Raw genomic sequence first — 20,539 nt, forward strand, 5'->3', positions numbered from 1 at the left:
AAATGGCATCGAAAATTAAAATACTATTGTTTTATTTTCATGTATAAAAATCCTATCATCAAACACTAAATCCAAAGCTTTAGAAAAAACATTTTTTTCTACATTACGTCCTGCTTGTTGCATAGCTTGCCAAGAATACTCATGAGTAACCGGTATAACATCTTGAGTAATGATTGGACCTTCATCTAAATTATTATTTACAAAATGTGCTGTTGCACCTATGATTTTAACACCTCTTTCATAGGCTTGTTTATAAGGATTAGCTCCTATAAATGCAGGTAAAAAAGAATGATGGATATTAATAATCTTTCCCTCAAAATGTTCTACAAAAGATGGAGATAATATTCTCATATATTTTGCTAAAACAATATAATCAAATTCATATTGTTTTAAACACTCTAGCATTTTTTCTTCATGCTCTTGTCTACTTAAATCTTGCGCTAAAATAGTATGAAAAGGTATATTAAATTTATCCACCAAAGGTTTTAACACATCGTAATTTGCAATTACTGCTTTAATACTAGCATTAAATTCTCCGCTAAATTGACGAATAAGCAATTCACCTAAACAATGTGTTTCTTTGGTTGCTAAAACAATAATATTTTTTTTTCTTTTTTGTGTAATTTCTATTTGAGCATTATCAGGAAGCATAGCCTCAAGCGTTCCTTTAAAAGCTTTTATATCAAGCTCTCCTTCTAAATGCGCTCTAAAGAAAAAACGATTTTCACCAACAAATTCATCATTTTTTATAATATTTATTCTATATTTAAAAATAACATCTGAAATTCTATAAATCAAACCTTTTTCATCACTACTTGATATTTTTAAAATATATTCATTCATTTTTTATCCTTTATATAGTTTTTTAATTCTTGTAGTTTTCTTTTTTCAAGTTCTTTTCCAAGCTCTTTTCCACTAAATCCTTCCTTTAATAAATCATTTGCACTAATTTTACTTTCAAAAGCATGATGATATAAATTTAATTTTTTTGCTTGTATGATACGCTCATCACTCCAAAGCCCAAGCCATTTGCAAAGTGATTTTTTTAAAGCAATTTTAGCCAAATTAAAATCATCAATTTTGCCTAAAATAAATTCTTGATCACATTTTTTTAAAAGCTCTTTTTTTAATTTCATTTTTTTAAAAAAATAATCTTTATCTATATGAAAAAAATTCAAATATAAATATAAAAACAAAGCCTCATCTTTAATAAATTCTTGACTTTGCTTTAAAAGATTTTCAAATTCAATACTTTGCGTTTTATGAAAAAAAATTTTTTCTTCCAAATTTAGAATTTTGAAATATTCATATGCTTTATCAAGCCTTGATGTTTTAAAAATCTTATAAAGCTCATTATTAATACGTTCTTTAGACAAATCACTTATGTCCATAGCTTGCATTAATTTTAAACTTTCTTTTGCAATTATTAAATCAAACCTACACGCAAAAGAAATCGCACGAAGAACTCTTAAACTATCTTCAATAAAACTTTTATCATCAATATGTCTTATAGTTTTTGCTTTTAAATCTTTTAAGCCGTTAAAAAAATCTAAAAATGCAAAATCAAAAATATTCATCATTAAAGCATTAATGGTAAAATCTCTTCTTCTAGCACCCTCTTGCTCATCATTACAAATTTTAACTTCAAAACCTTTATGGCCTTTAGAAATTTTATTTTCATAGCGTGCTAATGCTAAATCAAATTTTTTATATTTATATACAAAAAAGCTTTTTCCCGCCCCACTTGCTCCAAGCTTTTTCATAAGTTCATCAAAAAGTTCTGGATGTACATCATATATTTCTATATCATAATCATCACTTGTTAAATTTAAAAAAGAATTTCTTACACACCCACCTACCAAATAAGCTCTTTGAGTGTAAGGTTTAAGTATATTTTTAATCCTTAAAAAATCTTGATCATTTCTTAAGTCTGTCTTCAATCTTTGCAAGTAAAAACTCTAAAAAAGTAATAGTTATATCTAATCTCTTATCTAAATGTTCATCTTTGGTATTTTTTAAACCTTCAAATAATACCAAAATACGCTCTCTAATATTTTTTAAAAAAAATTCTTCGTTATTTTGTAAATTTTCTTCAATACTTTCTGTTTTTATATCTATAGCAGGTTGTTTCTTTTCTTCAGCTTTCTCTTCTATACTGCTAATTTCTTGCGTTAACCCTTGTGCTACCTTATCTATTTTTTCTTTTATTTTTTTTTCTTGCATTATTTCCTCTACCATAGGAGCAAATTCTTCATTTTTATTTTTTTTATTATTATCTAATTCTGAATTGACTTCACTTATAGCCATTTTTGCTAAATCTTCAATATTCATAATTTTATTAACCACCTTTTAAATTCATTAATTTCTTCTTCACTTTTCATATTAACAAAAAAGTCAAGCATTTCATAATTCAAATCCTCGTGATTCGAACGTAAGCCGCTTAAACGCCTTATAGCATCAATAGCATTTTTATTTTGAGGATCTTGTTGTAAAATATTTTTATAAATCTCTAAAGCTTCGTTTTTTAAACCTTGTGCCTCGTATATAGAAGCCTCTGTTACTGTATATCGCATTATAAACTCACAAAAAATAAAATCTTCGAAATTTTAACAAAAAAGGCTTTAATTTATTTTTAATTTTTATTTAATCACAGGAGCTTTATAAGCTAAAAAAACAAAAATATTTAATATTATAGCTATTGCAATAAGCATAACAAACCCTAAAATAAAATTATCAAATTTATCATGAAGCATACCTATAATCCAAGGCGCTTGAGCTGCTATTAGATATCCTATACCTTGTGACATAGCAGAAAGTTTTGCCGCTATAGTAGAATTTGAACTTTTTATAGCAATAAACAGCAAAGATACAGTAAAAACACCACTAGAAGCACAACCCAAAAAAATAGAATCCAAAAGCAATATTACTTTTGTTTCGCAAATAAAAATTATAATAAAACTTAAAATATACATAAAACCCAATACTACTATAACAAAACTTTTAGCGTGACTTCTAAGTTTTCCTAAAATTATAGGTAAAAAAAAGGCTATAGGCATACCTATAATTTGCGACAATAATAAAACATTAGAGCCAAAATCAACACCGAAACCTTTTTCACTAATCATTACACTAAGCCAAGCAAAAAGACTATAAGATAAGAAACTTTGCAATCCCATTACTATTGTAACTTTCCAAGCTGTTAAATTTAAAAAAATATTCATCTTATTAATACTTTTCTTTTTAGTGCGTAATAACCTTTTATTTTTCAAATGAGGAAGATAAAAAATTAGAGCAACTAAAGCTAAAATAACCCAAAAAAACATTGCTTCAGGTACACTAAAACTTTTAAGTAAAGGTAAAGACAAAGCCACACCAATAATAGAAGATAAACCTAAAATAGAACCGTATAAACCCATTATTTTATAAGTATTTTTTGAAAATTTTTCTTTCACAAAAGAAGGCAATAATACATTAGCAATAGCAATACCTCCACCAATTAAAAAAACACCTGAAAATAAGCCTATACTACCTCCATAACTTCTAATAAATTCTCCAACAATAATTAAAACTAAAGCAAAAAACAAAGCTTTAATTTGTGAAAAATATGCTACAAAAAAAGAAATAAGTCCAAATGCTATCAAAGGTAAAGTTGTAAGCATACCTGCTAAAGTAGAATTGATTTTATAATATTCTTGGATATATTCAATCATAGGTCCTATAGAAGTTATTGGTGCTCTTAAATTTAGAGCAAAAGCAATAACAACTAAAATATTAATCCAAAAGAATTTTTTATATGATATTTGAGTGTACATATTATTTTTGATTTAAAATTTTTTCAAGATATTTTTGCTTATCGTGTTCAGTATTTTTTTGTTCTATTTGTTTTTGAGTTTTTATTACTTCATTTTCTTTAGAATAATAAAAATAATCAAAAATAAAAATAGAAAATATAAATAAAACCAAAGGGATTAAAAAAACCATATCTAATCTTTTAAAAATAATCTTTACACCAAAACTTAATTTTTTATAATTTATACAATTAAAACGCTAATTATTTTAGCGTTTTAATTGATTTACAATTCCTAGCATATCATCACTTGTTGTAATTGCTTTTGAGCCTGCCTCGTAAGCTCTTTGTCCTGTGATAAGATCAGTCATTTCTTCAACAAGCTGAACATTGCTAAGCTCTACAAAACCATGCTTAATAGGAGAAAAACCATTTTCACCTGCAATACCTGCAATAGGTGCTCCGCTTGCATCAGTTTCTACTAAAAGATTATCTCCTAATGCATGCAAACCTGCAGGATTTATAAAATTTACAAGTTCAATTTGACCTATTTGAGTTTCAGCTGTATTTCCTGGTTGCATTACTGAAATAGTTCCATCACTTGCAACATTAATAGCTGTTGCATCTTCTGGTATAGTCATCTCTGGTAAAAGTCTATATCCATCTGAATTTACAATATTTCCTTCTGCATCTTTTGTAAATTGACCATTTCTAGTATAAGCTATGGTTCCATCAGGCATTTGAATTTGAAAAAACCCATTATTACCCACTATAGCCATATCAAGTCCTGCTGTTGAAGTTTGCTTTAAACTACCTTCACTAAAAATTTTACTAATAGCAGTTACTCTTGAACCAAGTCCAACCTCAATACCACTTGGATGTTTTGTTGTGCTTGAAGTTGAAGTACCTGCATATTTCATCGTTTGATACATCAAATCTGCAAATTCTGCACGTGACTTTTTATAACCTACTGTATTAACATTTGAAATATTATTTGATGTTACATCAATCTGAGTTTGTTGTGATACCATCCCTGATGCTGCTGTATATAATGATCTTAACATTTTATCTATCCTTAGTTTTATTTAGTACTTGCTAATTTATTAATAGCTTCTTGATTTAAATCATCCATATGAGATGTCATGACCTTTTGATACATCTCAACCATTCTATTCGCTTCGATTAATCCTACCATTTCTGTAACTGGATTAACATTTGATCCTTGAGTAAAACCTTGCTTAATGGCGTTTGAATTTGGCAAATCTCTAATTTTGTTTAAATTATCGATTTTATACATATTATCGCCATCTTTTTGTAAATCTCTTAAGTCATCAACTTGTGCTACGAATAATCTTGCTATATCTTGATTAGACGCACTAATGATTCCATTTTTATCTACATTAATAAAAGAATTAGAATCTTCTATTCGTATTTCACCTAATTCCGGATTACTAAAATAATCACTGCTTAAAACTCTATATCCTTGACGATTTACCAAATAACCCTCATCGTCAAGTTGAAAATTTCCATCTTGGCTTAATCTTACTTCGCCATTATTTGTTTTAATTAAGTAAAAAGTATCTTCACGAGTTAAAGCTAAATCCAAAGGATTGTGTGTCATTTTCATTGAACCCACACTAAAATTTGTATAAACATGATTAACCTGTGGAACCCTATCTATGGTTGTATTGACAAATCTAGAAGCATCCCTAGTATGATTTTGTATAGGTAACTCATCTTGAGTTTCTTTAAAAATCCTTTTAAAATCTGCAATAACAACATTATCCCTTTTATACCCACTTGTATTGACATTTGCTAAATTGTTTGTTACTACATCTAAACGATTAAATTGAGTAACCATAGCACCTGTAGCTTGATAATAACCATTTTGCATTATTTTTCCTATTTAAAATCTTGATTTTGTCAATATAAAGCAAAATATGTTCCAAAATATTTTTATTTATTTTTAATTAATTTTTAGGCATAATGACCAATTTTACACTTAAATTACAACACTCAAGGAGTAATCATGGCTAATGAAACTAATACTTTAGAAGAACTTTTTAAAGAAAATTCCAAAGATTATATCACATATGAAAAACTTGTCAAGTATTTATCAAAACTTCCCAATACAAGTAGTGCCAAAAAAATCCGTGATTTAATGAATAAATATAAGGTAGAATTAATATCTTCAGCAGAAATTGCAAAGAAAAAAAATTTAGAAGAAGCAAAAAAACTACAAGAAGAAAAACAAAAGCTACAAGACATAAGCTTAGAAAATGAATTTGATTTAGCTAATGAGAATGATTTACTTGAATGGAGTCGATCTGATTCTCCTGTAAGAATGTATTTAAGAGAAATGGGACAAATTTCACTTTTAAATAAAGATGAAGAAATTGAAATTTCTAAAAAAATTGAACTAGGTGAAGATATTATTATTGATGCTTTTTGCTCTGTGCCTTATTTAATCGACTTTATTCTTGATTATAAAGAACCTTTAATAAATAGAGAAAGAAGAGTTAAAGAACTTTTTAAAAGTTTTGAGGATGATGAAAAAAATGATGATGAAAAAAATGATGATGAAATAGATAGTGAAGAAGAAAATGAAAATGAAGAAAATGAAAATTCCAATGACAAGAAACCCAAAAAAACAAATAAGAAAGAAGATGAAAGAACTCTAAAAGTTATAGAAAGTTTTAAAGCTTTAGAAAAAGCTAAAAAAGAATGGTTAAAAACTATATCTACTATTAATGCAGAAAATAGTGATGATGGATTATTAGATAAATTAGTAATAGCTTTTAAGAAAAATATATTAAAAGAAAAATTAATGGATCTTGGTCCAACCTCAAAACTTATTTCTGAAATAGTAAAATCCATGGAAACAGCATTAAAAAGCGATGAAGAATTTGATAAAGAATTAAAACGTTTAGAATATCGTTTACCGATGTTTTCCGAAGAGTTAAAACAAAGACATCAAGATATTTTAAAAGATATAACCAAACTTAGTAAAGAAGAAATTACAGAACGAGCACTAGAAACTACTATGGTTAGTACTTACATGGAGATTAAAAAACTTATTCAAACCAAAGAAGCTAGCCAAAATTCTTTTGATCTAGAAAAAGATCAATTAAAAGAAATTTTAGAACAAATCAAACGAGGTAAAAAAATATCCGATGAAGCTAAAACTAGAATGGCAAAATCAAATTTACGCTTGGTTGTAAGCATTGCTAAAAGATACACCAATCGTGGGTTACCATTTTTAGATTTAATCCAAGAAGGCAATATAGGCTTAATGAAAGCTGTTGATAAATTTGAATATAAACGCGGTTATAAATTTTCAACTTATGCAACTTGGTGGATTAGACAAGCCATCTCAAGAGCAATTGCAGATCAAGCAAGGACAATTAGAATTCCTATTCATATGATAGAAACTATCAATCAAATTAATAAAATTATTCGTGAACATCTACAAAAAGAAGGTAAAGAACCTGATGTTAGTATTATTGCTAAAGAAGTTGGACTTAGTATAGATAAAGTAAAACAAGTAATCAAAATCACCAAAGAACCAATTTCTCTTGAAGCACCTATTAGCAATGAAGATGATGGCAAATTTGGAGACTTTGTAGAAGATAGAACCTCGATTTCTCCTATGGATCATATTTTAAAAGATGATTTAAAAGAGCAAATTGATGATGTATTAGATCAACTCAATGACAGGGAAAAAGCAGTTATTAGAATGCGTTTTGGTTTAATGGATGATGAAAGTGATAGAACTTTAGAAGAAATTGGCAAAGAGTTAAATGTTACAAGAGAAAGAGTAAGACAAATAGAAAGTTCAGCTATAAAAAAACTCAAACATCCAAAAGTCGGTAGAAAACTTAAAAACTACATAGAAGGTTGGAAATAATCCTTGCTAATAAAAAAGCAAGGATTAGCTATCTTTAAAAAGCTTAGTTGCCAAATGCGTAGCTCTACTATGATCAGTATCCTTTTTCAAAGTGTTAAAAATTCTACTAATATACTCTTCTAGAATTTGTTGAGAATTATTAGTTTTTTCTCCCTCTCTTAAAGTGATTTTACGATACCTTTTTTCACTATCTAATTCATAAGCTAAATCATTATCGCTTAATTGTAATTTTAAAATTTGAGCTAATTTTGCACGAGAATGCTCATCAAATATAGGAGTCATCAACTCTAGTCTTCTTTCTAAATTTCTTGGCATCCAATCGGCACTTGATATAAAATAATTTGGTGCCGTATGCTTAAAATATAAAATTCTAGCATGCTCTAAATATTTTCCCACTATACTCCTAACCTTTATATTTTCACTATATCCTTTTACTCCAGGTCTTAAACAACAAATTCCACGCACAATAAGATCTATTTTAACACCCTTATTTGAAGCTTCATATAAAGCCTTAATCACATCTCCATCTACTAAAGCATTCATTTTGGCTATAATTACACCTTCTTTTCCATAATTTGCTTCAGCATTTATCATATCTAAAATTCTTTCTTTAATTTGTTTTGGACTCATTGATAAAGTTTTTAAACGACGGCTTTTGCTATATCCTGAAAGAATATGAAAAAAAGTTGTTGTATCTTGTGAATATTCTTCTTTGGAAGTAAAATAACTCACATCAGTATAAATTTTTGCCGAGCTTGCATTATAATTTCCTGTACTTAAATGATTATAAATTTTTAACTTTTCTCCTTCTTTTCTAATCACTTGAGCAACTTTTGCATGAACTTTAAAACCTGTAATACCATATATAACATGAGCTCCTGCATTTTCTAATGATTTTGCCCAATGTAAGTTATTTTCCTCATCAAAACGTGCTTTTAACTCCACCATTACAGTAACTTGTTTACCATCACTTGCTGCATCAATTAAAGCTTGAACTATGTTTGAGTTTTTTTCTACCCTATAAAGGGTCATTCTTATAGAAACAACCTTAGGATCTTTACTTGCTTCTTTGATAAATTGATACACAGGCTCAAAGCTTTCATAAGGCTGTATAGCCAAAATATCTTGTTTATCTATTGCACTAAAAATCGAAACATTATCCCCAAAAGGTGGTAGAATTTTTGGCGTATATACAGGATTTAATAAATGTGTAAATTCTTTATTAGAAATGATTTGCCATAATGATGGTAAATTTAAAAGTATATTATATTGATAAATATCTTTATGAAAAATATTCATATGAGAACTTAAAAATTCAATCAACTGCTCATCTGCACCTTTTTCTATTTGTAAGCGTATAAAAGCACCTTTTCTACGAAGTTTTAAACCCTGCTCTAAAATCAGCATAAAATCATCAGCTTCTTCTTCTTCTATCTCCATATCCGCATTTCTGGTTACTCTAAAAGCAGCCGAAGATAAAAGCTTATAACCTGGAAAAATATGCTCTGTATGATGACGCACTATACTTTCTATAGGCACATAAATGTTAGAACTTACTTGATAAAATCTTGGCAAAACCCTAGGTATGCGTATCATGCCAAATTTTAAAAGTTCAGGATGCATAGGATCACAAAGTTTTACCGCCAAAGAAAAAGAAAGATTATTTAAATGTGGAAAAGGATGGGTTGCATCAACGGCAATAGGCACTATCACAGGAAAAATATTAGAAAAAAAATGCTCGTTACATTGTTGTTTTAAATCCTCATCAAGCTCTTCATATAAGCGAATAAACAAATTCTCTTTTTCTAAATCTTGAGTGATTTTAGTAAAATACTGTTCTACTACATATTTTTCTTCATGTAAATAATTTCTAATAGCTTTAAGCTGTGCAAGTGGTGTCATTTCATCATTACTTGCTGTGCTTATTCCTGCTACAAAAAGCTGTTTTAAACCAGCCACTCTTATCATATAAAATTCATCTAAATTAGTACAATATATAGCTATAAATTTAAGTTTTTCAAGCAAAGGAAGATCTTTAGAGCATTGATCTAAAACACGAGAGTTAAATGCAAGCCAAGAAAGTTCTCTATTGATATACATTGATGGTTGAATTTGCATAATACACCTGCCTTATTTTCTAGTATTCATATTTTAATATTTCTTTTATTAAAATTTATTTTATTTTTATAATAGTAAATAAATTTATATAAAAAATAATATTTTTTTATCTTATTAAAAAAAATACAAATGAATGATAAATTTATATTTATTTTTTAAGTTTTATAGTGTAATATAATTAAACATAAGTTCTTGCAACTTAAACTTCATTCAAAGGAGAGACTTTGAAAAAAGCAAACTCAAAACTTTTTGCTGTTTTCCTCTTCTTGCTTGTAATTTTAGCAGGAGTTGGAATGTATACTTTCCATAATGCTAAAGGCACTTCTTATTTTAGCGATGCCAGTGAAAGCTGTAATAACTGTCATATTATGAACGAAGTTTATAATGATTATTTAAAAGCTTCACACTCTAAAGAAGTTGATGGTAAATCAAGAGCAACCTGTAATGATTGTCATTTGCCACATAGCTTTTTTGAAAAATGGATTGCTAAAGCTCAAAGTGGTTTAGGACATGCTTATGCATTTACTTTTAAACTTGATTCTTTACCTACGCATTTAAGTGCAAATGCAAAAAGTAAAGAAATAATCCAAAATAATTGCATAGAATGCCATAAAGAAATTGCGAGCAACACTATCAACCCCACTCTAGATCCACACAAAGATAATTCTTTAAGTTGTGTATCTTGTCACCAAGGTGTTGGCCATAAGAGAGGATTTTAAATGAAAGGAGTAATTAATGAATAATAAAGGCATTTTATATAGTGCTATAAGCGCTACTATAGTAGCTATTGCGGGCGTATTGTGGTTAAATCAAGATATCACAGCTAAAACAAATGATTCAGTGGGCGGAATCATTTCTCAAGAAATTGTAAAACTTGGCGATGAAAATCCCACTTTTGATTACTGGGGAAAGAACTTTCCTGATTATTTAGATATGCATACAGCAGTGGAAAAACAAGCACCTAATGCAACAGAATTTGGTGGAAATTTAGCTTATTCAAAACTAATCCGCTATCCACAACTAACTGTTCTTTGGGCGGGTTATCCATTTAGCATTGATGCAAATGAAGAAAGAGGACATTTTTGGGTTCAAGTAGATCAAATGGATACAGCTAGAAATAACAAAGATTTCTTAAATGCACATGGCTTTGCAGGATTTGGTGGCCAACCAACAGCTTGTATGAACTGCCATAGTGGATGGACTCCTTGGCTTTTAAACAACACTGCAAAAGGTGATTGGGTGGCATTTAACTCTGCAAAATATTGGACTATGATTAAAACAGTTCCTGCGGTAAATGGAGCTAAAGAAAACTCACCTGAGCACAGTGGACCTCATGGTGGAAAAAGAATGGGTGTAACATGTGCAGATTGTCACAACCCAACAGATATGAGTTTAAGACTTACAAGACCAGCTTTAATCAATGCATTAATTTCAAGAGGCTATGAAGCAGATGAAAAACAAGGCATTAAAGCTTCAAGAAGCGAGATGAGAACTTTAGTATGCTCTCAATGTCACGTTGAGTATTATTTCAAACCAACAGGTACTAAAGTAAAAACTATCGGCGAAAGTATTGCTAATGATAGTTCTAAAAAATGGTGGAATGGTACACAAAAAACTTACGATGAGTTTGACTCTTGGAGAGATGGAAATAAACCAATTGAAATTGAGGTTGATGGTATAGAGTTAACCTATCCATGGAGTGAGTGGAAAAAAGGTGAGCCATTTAGAATAGAAATGTTTGATGATTATTATGAAAAAAATAGAGAAAATTTCCCAAGTGATTGGGTTCATAAAATCACTAAAGCACCTATGTTAAAAATTCAACACCCAGAAAGCGAGCTTTATAGTGGTGGAGTGCATGCTGCAAATGGTGTAAGTTGTGCAGATTGTCACATGCCTTATATTAGAAAAGGTGCGAAAAAAGTTACTAACCATAACATCACTTCACCTTTAGTTGATATTAACTCAGCTTGTAAAACTTGCCATACTCAAAGCGAAAGCTATCTAGCTAAACAAGTAAAAGATATTCAAAATTCAGTAGCTCATGATTTAAGAACAGCTGAATATTCTTTAGTAAGCTTGATTAAAGATGTAGAAACTATTCGCGCAGAGCTTGGAAAAATGCCTAAATTCCAAACTAATGGCAAAGCAGATGATGCTAAAATTTCAGCTGAATTAAAAGAAGTATTAGAACTACATAGAAAATCTCAAGTAAGAGCAGACTTTATAGGTGCTGAAAACTCAACAGGATTCCACAATCCTAGAGAAGCTTCAAGAATGCTTTTACAATCAGTTGATATGTCAAGACAAGGACAAACTAAATTAGTAGAAATTGCAGCCAAAAATGGTATTAAAGATTTCAAAACTTCAAATTTAGGTTTTGAAGATATTCAAAAATTAAATCCAGGTGAAATTCACTATAAAGTAGATCTAAATGGCAACAAAGCAGGAGATCGCTACTATAAACACCAAGAAGTAAATGGTAATCCACCAGCAAAACTTCTTGAAGATGATAAAAATCTAAAACCTTATAATTATAAAGTAATAGATTAATCATACTAAACCCTCATAATCGAGGGTTTATTCTTTTATCAAACTTACATCCTCGCCTTTTAAAATTTTATTCATAGTATTCATAGCACACATTTTTCCACACATTGAACAAGAATTAAGCTCATCAGGTTTTCTTTCATTAAACATTTTCTTAGCCTTTTCTCCATCGATTGCTAATTTAAACATTTTTTCCCAATCAATATCTTGTCTAGCTTTACTCATTGCATCATCTATTTTTCTTTCTTTAGGAAGTTTGGCTATATCTCCTGCATGAGCTGCTATTTTAGTCGCTACTATACCATCTCTTACATCTTCTAAATTTGGAAGTCTTAAATGCTCAGCAGGGGTTACATAGCAAAGTATATCAGCACCAGCTGCTGCTGCAACTGCTCCACCGATTGCTCCACTTATATGATCATATCCTGCGCCTATATCAGTAACTAATGGTCCTAAGACATAAAAAGGCGCCCCGTTGCAAATTCTTTTTTCAAGTTGCATATTAGCTTCTATTTCATTAATAGCCATATGACCAGGTCCTTCTATCATTACTTGTACATCTTGAGTCCATGCTCTTTTAGTTAATAACGAAAGTTCGATAAGTTCAGCAATTTGAGCTCCATCGCTTGCATCATGGGTACAACCAGGTCTTAGCGCATCACCCAAAGAAAGCGTCACATCAAATTCCTTACATATAGCAAGCAAATCATCATAATATTCATAGAATGGATTTTCAGCATTATTCATTTGCATCCAAGCATAAAGAACTGAACCTCCTCTTGAAACTATATTAGTAATCCTATTGCACTCTTTAAAAACCCTAGCAGCACGAGAATTTATCCCTGCATGAATTGTCATAAAATCCACTCCACTTTTAGCATGATGATATACTACATCTAAAAAATCTTTTGCCTTAATATCTTTTAAATCTTTTTCTAAAAATCCAACCGCATCATAAACAGGCACAGTGCCTATCATAGCTTTTGAAGTAGCAATTAATTCATCTCTAAAATGACTAGTTTTACCATAATTACTAAGATCCATAATAGCTTCTATTAAATTTATGAGCCAATTCTACCTTTTTCATTTCTTCACTATAATCTACACAATCATTTGAAACACCTAAATTTACATTTACCTTTGTTTTAAGTCCATAGCCAATACCATTTGGGTCTAGTACTTTATGGTTGATATTTGCAGGAATGATGATTTTTCCATATGCTATATTTTCAAGCAAAAAATCTTCACCTACTTGCTCTTTTTGTGCAACAATTTGCATTTGTTTTGTGAAAATTCCTTCTTTTGCATAAGACATTTGAGTTTTCATTTAAATTTATCCTTAAAATAAAATTTGGATAAATGAAGGGTATGTGAGTAGTTGATAAATTATCCCAACGCTAGCATTACCTAGTTCTGGTGCGGTCTAAGCTTTTAGCTTACTCTCAGCTTGTATCACAAGCTCCCGTCATTTATGCAAAGCAAGTATAACAATAAATACAAAACAAAGTTTATTTTTTTATTTGACTTTTAGCTTGCTTGCTAAAATGTAACAATTCTTCGGTGGTTTTTATATAAAAAGGAATTTTTTTAAGACAATATTTTAAAATTTCACTTGCAGCCAAAGCATCACTTAAAGCTCTATGATGCTTACTTTCAATACATAACAAATCCTTTAGTGCATCAAGGCCGTATTTTGGACTTTCAATGCACTTTTTAGCTAAATCAATAGTGCATAATCTTCTATTTAAAAGCACTCCAAAATCATTTTCATACATAGCTTTAGATATAAAATGATAATCAAAACGCACATTATGTGCTACAAAAATACTATCTTTTAAAAACAGTTTAAAATCATTTAACACAGTTTTTAAAGAAGGTGCATTTTCTACCATATCCAAACTAATCCCTGTTAATTCTGTAATATTTTCAGGTATGCTTTCTACTTTTATAAAACTCTCAAATCTATCAATTTCTTTATAGTTTTGAATTTTTACCGCACCTATTTCTAAAATTTGACCACTTTTAATCCCACCAGTACTTTCAATATCTACTACACAAAAAATCTCATCTTTTATTTTTGTATTTTTACTTTTTAAACACAAGCAATTTTGTGCATTAAGTTCTACTCCAAGCCCTAAAAGCTCAAAAATATATAAATCAAAATCATAATGATTTAATTCTTCTATTTTTGCAAGTTCTTTTAAAACCCAAGGAAAAGGTCTGTTTTCTTTGCTTAATTTGATGATTAGATCATCAATTTGTTGTTGGCTCAAAATTCAAGCTTTAAAGAATTAATTGCTGTTTTTTTATCTTGTGAAGAAAAAATATAACTACCCGCAACCAAAATATCAGCACCAGCTTCATCTAAATCAGGTGCGTTTAGACCATTTACACCACCATCTACCTCTATAAAAACTTTAAGATTTTTTCTATCTATCATTTCTCTTAATTGATGAATTTTATCATACACTAAAGGTAAAAAGCTTTGCCCACCAAAACCAGGATTTACACTCATTAAAAGCACCATATCTATAAATTCTAAAATATGCTCTATACTTGCAACTGGAGTATGTGGATTTAATACAATAGCAGGATGAATACCATTTTTTCTTATATACTCACACACTCTAATGGGATGATTTTCAGCTTCTATATGAAAACTAATAAATTTTGGTTTTATAGGTATAAATAAATCCACAAAACCACTAACATTATGCACCATTAAATGCACATCTAAAGGCACAGAAGTAATTTTTGAAATATTTTCAACTACACAAGGTCCAAAAGTAAGATTTGGCACAAAATGTCCATCCATCACATCAATGTGTAATAAATCAGCCCCTGCTTGAGATACTTCTTTAATCTCGTTTTCTAAATTTAAAAAATTTGCAGACAATAAACTTGGTGCTACATACATAAATATATCTCCAATAATATTAAAAAATAATTTTATCATACTTATTTCAAATTTTACTTTATATACTTTTTAAAATATTTGATTTTTTTAAGTTTGTTTTAGATATAATGCAAAAAATATTTTTATTTCTAAGGAAAATTTATGTCAAGAATTTGCCAAATTACAGGAAAAGGACCTATGGTAGGTAATAATGTTAGCCATGCTAACAATAAAACAAAAAGACGCTTTTTACCAAATTTAAGAACAGTTCGTATCACTTTAGAAGATGGGACAACTAGAAAAGTAAGAGTGGCTGCTTCAACTTTAAGAACACTAAAAAAACAAAGTAATAAATAACTCTTAATATAATCGAGGAATTGATATGTCTTTTTTAAAAAAGCTACAAAAATTCCTCAACTGGTCTCCTTCTCCAAAACCATCAATTGATCTTAATGACGAGCTTTACGAACAACTTAAATTTTTAAGAATTCCTCTTATCGCTGTTGTGATGATGACTTTAATTGGTGCTTTTGGATATATGTTAACAAGTAATTACAACCTTAATGATGCTATTTATCAAGCTGGTATGACTTTCACTACTTTAGGTTATACTGAAGTTAACCCTATACCAACAGCCGGTAGAATTTTTACTGTTGTATATGTATTATTAACTTTTACAATTTTCACTTTTTGTATGGGTTTGGTTATAGAAATAGTAAAAAAAGGTGTCTTGTCTAAAATTATCAAGGAAAGAAAAATGCTTCATAAAGTTGCAAGATTAAAAAACCATTTTGTAATATGCTATCATAATGATTTTACTATAGAGTTAGCACAACAATTTAGAGAAAATCATATTCCTTTTGTCGTTGTAGATGAAATTGAAAATTTTAGTGAAATAGCTGAAAAATATGGCTATCCTTACTACATTGAAAGTGCACCCCATACAAATATGGCTTTTTTGAAAACTAATCTTTCTAGTGCAAAAGGTGTTATAACACTAAGCAATAATATAGCGGATAACATTGCTATCATTGCTTCAGTAAGATTGTTTGAAAAAGAATTACAAAGAATTAATCCTTATTTTATACTAGCTAGTTCAAGCAATGAGGATGAAACAGAAAAGCTCAAAAAACTTGGTGCAAATTCTATAGTTTCTGCCACAAAACTAGTTGCACAAAGACTTAGTGCAATGTCAGCAAGACCAGATATGGAAAATTTGTTGGAAAATTATCTTTATAAAAAAAATAGCCCTATTGATTTAGAAGAAATTAAAATTCCAGATGAATCTTGGGTTAGATTTAAAAGATTGAAAGAAATTCATCTAAGAGATATGGCAAATGTAAGTATAGTAGGAATTATAGAAAATAAAAAATTTACACCTATGCCAAGAGGAGATACTTTAATAGGAACTGGTGCAAAATTATTATTAGTAGGAACTGCAGATAGCATAAAAATAGCTAAAAAAATTATAAAAAATAAACAAAAACCTGATGAATTAAAATATATTTAATCTTTATAGGAATATAATTTACAACGAAATTTAAAAAAGGAGTAAAAAAGTGTTACATGAATACAGAGAGTTAATCACAGAACTAAAAGGAAAAGATATGCACTTTGATAAGTTATTTGAAGAGCATAATGAACTTGATCACAAAATCAAAGATGCAGAAGAAGGCAGAATTCATCTAGATAGTTTAGAAATAGCAAATCTAAAAAAAGAAAAATTAAGATTAAAAGATGAGCTAAATACCTATTTAGCAAATTATAAAAAATAATACCCCCCCCCCGAAAGGAAATTCTTAATCATGTTTAAAAATAATAAAATCTCATTAGAATTAGAGGAAATGAGAAATAAAATACAAGCTTTAGAAGAGGAAAATCAAAAACTTAATCTTGAAAAACAAGAATTGATCGAAAAGTATGAAAATGAAGTTAAAGGTGATTGCAGTAAAACAGAACTTGAAACTCACTTAATAGAAATGCTTTTAAATGGCGTTCAAAAAGGTGTTACAAGCGTTCAATCAGATATGCAAGAAAATGTTAATAAAGCTGAAATGATATCCCAATATTCAGACTCTTCTTTAGATGACATGCAAGAATTAAATACCATTACACAATCTATAATATCATCACTTCAAAATATTATAGAATCAGCTAATCGTTCAAGAGATACAGCTGGAAATTTACATCGTAGCGTTGATGAAATCACAAATGTCATCAACCTAATCAAAGATGTATCTGATCAAACAAATCTTTTAGCATTAAATGCTGCTATAGAAGCTGCGCGTGCGGGAGAACATGGTCGTGGTTTTGCTGTTGTTGCTGATGAAGTGAGAAAGCTTGCAGAAAAAACCCAAAAAGCAACCTCTGAAGTAGAATTAAATATTAATCTATTAAAACAAAATGCAGATGAAATGTATGGACAAAGTGAGCAAGTTGAAAAAATTTCTTTAGAATCTAATGAGCATATAGTTAATTTTTCAAGTAAATTCACTCAATTAATCTCTAATGCAAATTCAACTAGTTCCCATGCTAAAAGTATTACTTCTGAAATATTTATTTCTTTGGCAAAATTAGACCACATTGCATTTAAATTAAATGGATATAATGAGGTAATACATGCATCAGGAAAAACGCTTTCTGATCATTTAAGTTGTAGACTTGCAAAATGGATTGCAGGTATAGGCAAAGAAAGATTTTCTAGTGGTAGATCTTTTGGAAAACTTAATCTCCCTCATCAAAAAGTGCATGAAAACATTAACCAAGCAATTGCATTGGCTCACGAAGAAGATACAGCCAATAAATTAGTTCAAAACCAAATTATTGATAAATGTTCTAATGCTGAAAAATCTTCAGAAGAACTCTTTGAGATTTTTAAAGAAATGCTTAATGAAAAAGATGACAACATTGAAAATAAAGAAGAAAAATAAAAGGTAAGATTAATTCTTACCTTTAAACCACAAATACGCATATTCAAGCAAAGGGGTCTTGATAGGGTTTTCTTTAGAAAATTGTTTAAAATCTTTTCTTTTTACCCATACTGCCTGAATTTCTTCTCCATCAACTCCACCACCATTGCTAACTTTATCATTTTCATCTATATTAGCAAAGTATAAAAATTGCCTACTAACACCCGAACCAAAACCTGTATAAAACTCTCCTATTTTTTCTAAATTTTTTGGAGCATAACCTAACTCTTCTATACATTCTTCTTTGGCAATATCTTCTAGACTTAATTTTTTATCTACAAGCCCAGAACAAAGTTCTATACTATATCCCACCTCATCTACTTGTAAATTATTACGTCTTTGATAATCCCATAAAGGGATTCTAAATTGTTTTACAAAAACAAATGAATCTTTTTGACTATGATATAAAAAAATAGACACGCTATCCATTGCTTCTATAAAATCCCAAGTATATTTTTTTTCATCATTACCTATATAGGTATATCTTTTTGGTTTAATGTATTTTGAGTTAGAAAATCGTTCTTCTTGTAAATCTTTCATGTAAAATCCTTAATTATTTTACATTTATTATAACAAAAATAAAATCAGTGTAAAAAATAAAAAAAATCAAGAGTGAGTTGCTTTATATAAAAAGCAACTCTAAAAAGAAGTAAAAAAAGATGGTATTACATCATACCACCCATGCCTCCCATACCGCCCATTCCACTCATATCAGGCATAGCAGGTTTATCTTCTTTGATTTCACTAATTGTAGCTTCTGTTGTTAAAAGCATACTAGCTACTGAAACTGCGTTAAGTAAAGCCACTCTTTCTACTTTAACAGGATCGATAATACCGCTTTCAAGCATATTTACATACTCACCTTTTGCAGCATCAAAACCAGTATTTTCTTCTTTACTATTTTCTACTGTATTTACAACCACACCAGCATCAAAACCAGCATTTTCAGCAATTTGTCTTAAAGGTGCTCTTAAAGCTCTTTCTACAATGGCTGCACCAATAGCCTCATCACCTTGTAAATTTAAATTTATTTTTGATTTTGCTTTGATTAGTGCTGCACCACCACCTATTACTATACCTTCTTCAACAGCAGCTTTTGTAGCACTTAATGCATCATCAACTCTGTCTTTTTTCTCTTTCATTTCAGTTTCAGTAGCTGCACCTACTTTAATTACCGCTACACCACCACTTAACTTAGCTAATCTTTCTTGTAATTTTTCTCTATCATAATCTGAACTTGTTTCAGCAATTTGAGCTTTGATTTGATTAATTCTTGCATCAATATTTGCTTTTTCGCCAGCACCATTTACAATAGTTGTATTATCTTTATCAATAATCACGCTTGAAGCTTGACCTAAATCTTGAATGCTAGCACTTTCCAAAGTTCTTCCAAGCTCTTCAGAAATAACCTCACCACCTGTTAAAATAGCAATATCTTCAAGCATAGCTTTTCTTCTATCGCCAAAACCAGGAGCTTTTACTGCTGAAATATTTAACACACCTCTTAATTTATTTACAACTAAAGTTGCTAAAGCTTCACCTTCAATATCTTCAGCTATTATTAAAAGTGGTTTGCCTGTTTTTTGAATTTGCTCTAAAATTGGTAATAAATCTTTTAAATTAGCAATTTTTTTATCAAACAATAAAATAAATGGACTTTGTAACTCAGCAGTCATTTTTTCAGTATTTGTAATGAAATATGGGCTTAAATAACCTCTATCAAATTGCATACCTTCAACTACATTTAATTCATCATTAATTGATTTTGCTTCTTCAACAGTGATAACACCATCTTTTCCAACTTTTTCCATAGCATCAGCAATTAAATTTCCGATTTTCTCATCAGAATTTGCAGAAATTGTCGCAACTTGTGCAATTTCTTTTTTGTCTTTAACTTCACGAGAAAGTTTTTTAAGTTCTGCCACTATAGCTTCGCAAGCCTTATCCATACCGCGTTTTACTTCGATAGGATTTGCTCCAGCTGTAATATTTCTTAAACCTTCTTTGAAAATCGCATGTGCTAAAACTGTTGCAGTAGTTGTTCCATCACCTGCTTGATCAGCTGTTTTACTAGCTACTTCTCTTACCAAAGAAGCTCCCATGTTTTCCAAAGAATCTTTTAATTCAACTTCTTTAGCAACGCTAACTCCATCTTTTGTTATACTAGGTGCTCCAAAACTTTTTTGAATTAATACATTACGACCTCTTGGCCCCATAGTTACTTTTACTGCATCATTAAGTTTTTTAACACCATCATAAAGTTTATTTCTTGCTTCATCTGAAAAAAATATTTCTTTTGCCATTTTTTACTC

At 29.5% G+C, this 20,539-nt stretch carries 20 protein-coding genes, 2 pseudogenes and 1 riboswitch; of the genes and pseudogenes, 8 read left to right on the forward strand and 14 right to left on the reverse strand.

Features of this window, described 5'->3' with window-relative positions; translation table 11 throughout:
- Window positions 1-15 precede the first annotated feature (15 nt).
- From purU to CAQ16704_RS05040, 8 genes are all read right to left on the reverse strand, one after another.
- The gene (purU, locus tag CAQ16704_RS05010) at window positions 16-843 is read right to left on the reverse strand and encodes a formyltetrahydrofolate deformylase (protein ID WP_039667159.1); all 828 of its coding nucleotides are present in this window, start codon (window positions 841-843) and stop codon (window positions 16-18) included.
- Window positions 840-1,949: a multifunctional tRNA nucleotidyl transferase/2'3'-cyclic phosphodiesterase/2'nucleotidase/phosphatase gene (locus CAQ16704_RS05015; RefSeq protein WP_039667160.1), complete on the reverse strand. Its 1,110-nt coding sequence runs from the start codon at window positions 1,947-1,949 to the stop codon at window positions 840-842. Before CAQ16704_RS05015 ends, purU begins: the two co-directional genes overlap by 4 nt.
- On the reverse strand, window positions 1,918-2,331 hold the full coding sequence (locus CAQ16704_RS05020; protein ID WP_039667161.1) for an invasion antigen D: 414 nt from the start codon (window positions 2,329-2,331) through the stop codon (window positions 1,918-1,920). Before CAQ16704_RS05020 ends, CAQ16704_RS05015 begins: the two co-directional genes overlap by 32 nt.
- On the reverse strand, window positions 2,328-2,576 hold the full coding sequence (locus CAQ16704_RS05025; RefSeq protein WP_148308479.1) for a hypothetical protein: 249 nt from the start codon (window positions 2,574-2,576) through the stop codon (window positions 2,328-2,330). Before CAQ16704_RS05025 ends, CAQ16704_RS05020 begins: the two co-directional genes overlap by 4 nt.
- A 63-nt stretch (window positions 2,577-2,639) precedes the next feature.
- Window positions 2,640-3,812, reverse strand: coding sequence for an MFS transporter (locus CAQ16704_RS05030; protein WP_039667163.1), 1,173 nt, complete (start codon window positions 3,810-3,812; stop codon window positions 2,640-2,642).
- Between the two features lies 1 nt (window position 3,813).
- Window positions 3,814-3,981: a hypothetical protein gene (locus tag CAQ16704_RS08360; RefSeq protein ID WP_200884639.1), complete on the reverse strand. Its 168-nt coding sequence runs from the start codon at window positions 3,979-3,981 to the stop codon at window positions 3,814-3,816.
- Window positions 3,982-4,056: 75 nt separating this feature from the next.
- A complete protein-coding gene (flgG, locus tag CAQ16704_RS05035; protein ID WP_039667164.1) occupies window positions 4,057-4,851 on the reverse strand; it encodes a flagellar basal-body rod protein FlgG in 795 nt (264 codons plus the stop codon).
- A gap of 17 nt (window positions 4,852-4,868) precedes the next feature.
- On the reverse strand, window positions 4,869-5,681 hold the full coding sequence (locus CAQ16704_RS05040; protein ID WP_039667165.1) for a flagellar hook-basal body protein: 813 nt from the start codon (window positions 5,679-5,681) through the stop codon (window positions 4,869-4,871).
- Between the two features lie 135 nt (window positions 5,682-5,816).
- On the opposite strand from CAQ16704_RS05040, the gene rpoD reads away from it, so the two are divergent.
- Window positions 5,817-7,694 carry an RNA polymerase sigma factor RpoD gene (gene rpoD / locus CAQ16704_RS05045; protein ID WP_039667166.1) on the forward strand — a complete coding sequence of 626 codons (1,878 nt, stop codon included), beginning with the start codon at window positions 5,817-5,819 and terminating at the stop codon, window positions 7,692-7,694.
- Between the two features lie 24 nt (window positions 7,695-7,718).
- Here rpoD and CAQ16704_RS05050 read toward each other — a convergent pair whose 3' ends face one another.
- The gene (locus CAQ16704_RS05050; RefSeq protein WP_039667167.1) at window positions 7,719-9,812 is read right to left on the reverse strand and encodes an RNA degradosome polyphosphate kinase; all 2,094 of its coding nucleotides are present in this window, start codon (window positions 9,810-9,812) and stop codon (window positions 7,719-7,721) included.
- Between the two features lie 224 nt (window positions 9,813-10,036).
- Here CAQ16704_RS05050 and nrfH point away from each other — a divergent pair, with 224 nt between their 5' ends.
- A complete protein-coding gene (gene nrfH / locus CAQ16704_RS05055) occupies window positions 10,037-10,531 on the forward strand; it encodes a cytochrome c nitrite reductase small subunit (RefSeq protein ID WP_039667168.1) in 495 nt (164 codons plus the stop codon).
- Window positions 10,532-10,547: 16 nt separating this feature from the next.
- Window positions 10,548-12,365, forward strand: coding sequence for an ammonia-forming cytochrome c nitrite reductase subunit c552 (locus tag CAQ16704_RS05060; protein WP_039667169.1), 1,818 nt, complete (start codon window positions 10,548-10,550; stop codon window positions 12,363-12,365).
- Window positions 12,366-12,392: 27 nt separating this feature from the next.
- On the opposite strand, the pseudogene thiC reads toward CAQ16704_RS05060, so the two are convergent.
- From thiC to rpe, 3 genes and pseudogenes are all read right to left on the reverse strand, one after another.
- A pseudogene (gene thiC / locus CAQ16704_RS05065) lies at window positions 12,393-13,689 on the reverse strand (phosphomethylpyrimidine synthase ThiC).
- A gap of 45 nt (window positions 13,690-13,734) precedes the next feature.
- Window positions 13,735-13,838, reverse strand: a riboswitch (TPP riboswitch).
- 32 nt (window positions 13,839-13,870) lie between these two features.
- The gene (locus CAQ16704_RS05070; protein WP_039667170.1) at window positions 13,871-14,635 is read right to left on the reverse strand and encodes a 3'-5' exonuclease; all 765 of its coding nucleotides are present in this window, start codon (window positions 14,633-14,635) and stop codon (window positions 13,871-13,873) included.
- Complete coding sequence (gene rpe, locus CAQ16704_RS05075) at window positions 14,632-15,279, reverse strand: ribulose-phosphate 3-epimerase (RefSeq protein WP_039667740.1); 648 nt, start codon at window positions 15,277-15,279, stop codon at window positions 14,632-14,634. Before rpe ends, CAQ16704_RS05070 begins: the two co-directional genes overlap by 4 nt.
- A 141-nt stretch (window positions 15,280-15,420) precedes the next feature.
- On the opposite strand from rpe, the gene rpmB reads away from it, so the two are divergent.
- The 5 genes and pseudogenes from rpmB to CAQ16704_RS08615 all read left to right on the forward strand — a co-directional run bounded on the left by rpmB (window position 15,421) and on the right by CAQ16704_RS08615 (window position 18,188).
- Window positions 15,421-15,615 (forward strand): 50S ribosomal protein L28, encoded by a 195-nt coding sequence (gene rpmB, locus CAQ16704_RS05080; RefSeq protein ID WP_039667171.1) that lies wholly within the window; start codon window positions 15,421-15,423, stop codon window positions 15,613-15,615.
- Window positions 15,616-15,640: 25 nt separating this feature from the next.
- Entirely contained in the window at window positions 15,641-16,768 is a 1,128-nt protein-coding gene (locus tag CAQ16704_RS05085; RefSeq protein ID WP_039667172.1) for a potassium channel family protein, read from the forward strand.
- 49 nt (window positions 16,769-16,817) lie between these two features.
- Window positions 16,818-17,033, forward strand: coding sequence for a YdcH family protein (locus tag CAQ16704_RS05090; RefSeq protein WP_039667173.1), 216 nt, complete (start codon window positions 16,818-16,820; stop codon window positions 17,031-17,033).
- A gap of 423 nt (window positions 17,034-17,456) precedes the next feature.
- Window positions 17,457-17,732, forward strand: a pseudogene (locus CAQ16704_RS08610) (methyl-accepting chemotaxis protein); the annotation flags it as partial.
- Window positions 17,733-17,822: 90 nt separating this feature from the next.
- Window positions 17,823-18,188, forward strand: a complete 366-nt coding sequence (locus tag CAQ16704_RS08615) for a CZB domain-containing protein (RefSeq protein ID WP_442856710.1) — start codon at window positions 17,823-17,825, stop codon at window positions 18,186-18,188.
- A gap of 9 nt (window positions 18,189-18,197) precedes the next feature.
- Here the strand turns inward: CAQ16704_RS08615 and CAQ16704_RS05100 are convergent, their stop codons facing one another.
- Entirely contained in the window at window positions 18,198-18,767 is a 570-nt protein-coding gene (locus CAQ16704_RS05100) for a nudix-type nucleoside diphosphatase (RefSeq protein WP_039667175.1), read from the reverse strand.
- A 125-nt stretch (window positions 18,768-18,892) separates the two neighbouring features.
- Entirely contained in the window at window positions 18,893-20,530 is a 1,638-nt protein-coding gene (gene groL, locus CAQ16704_RS05105; RefSeq protein ID WP_039667176.1) for a chaperonin GroEL, read from the reverse strand.
- Window positions 20,531-20,539: the final 9 nt, after the last annotated feature.

Origin of the sequence: Campylobacter sp. RM16704, from assembly GCF_000816245.1 — a bacterium.
Classification (GTDB): Bacteria; Campylobacterota; Campylobacteria; order Campylobacterales; family Campylobacteraceae; genus Campylobacter_D.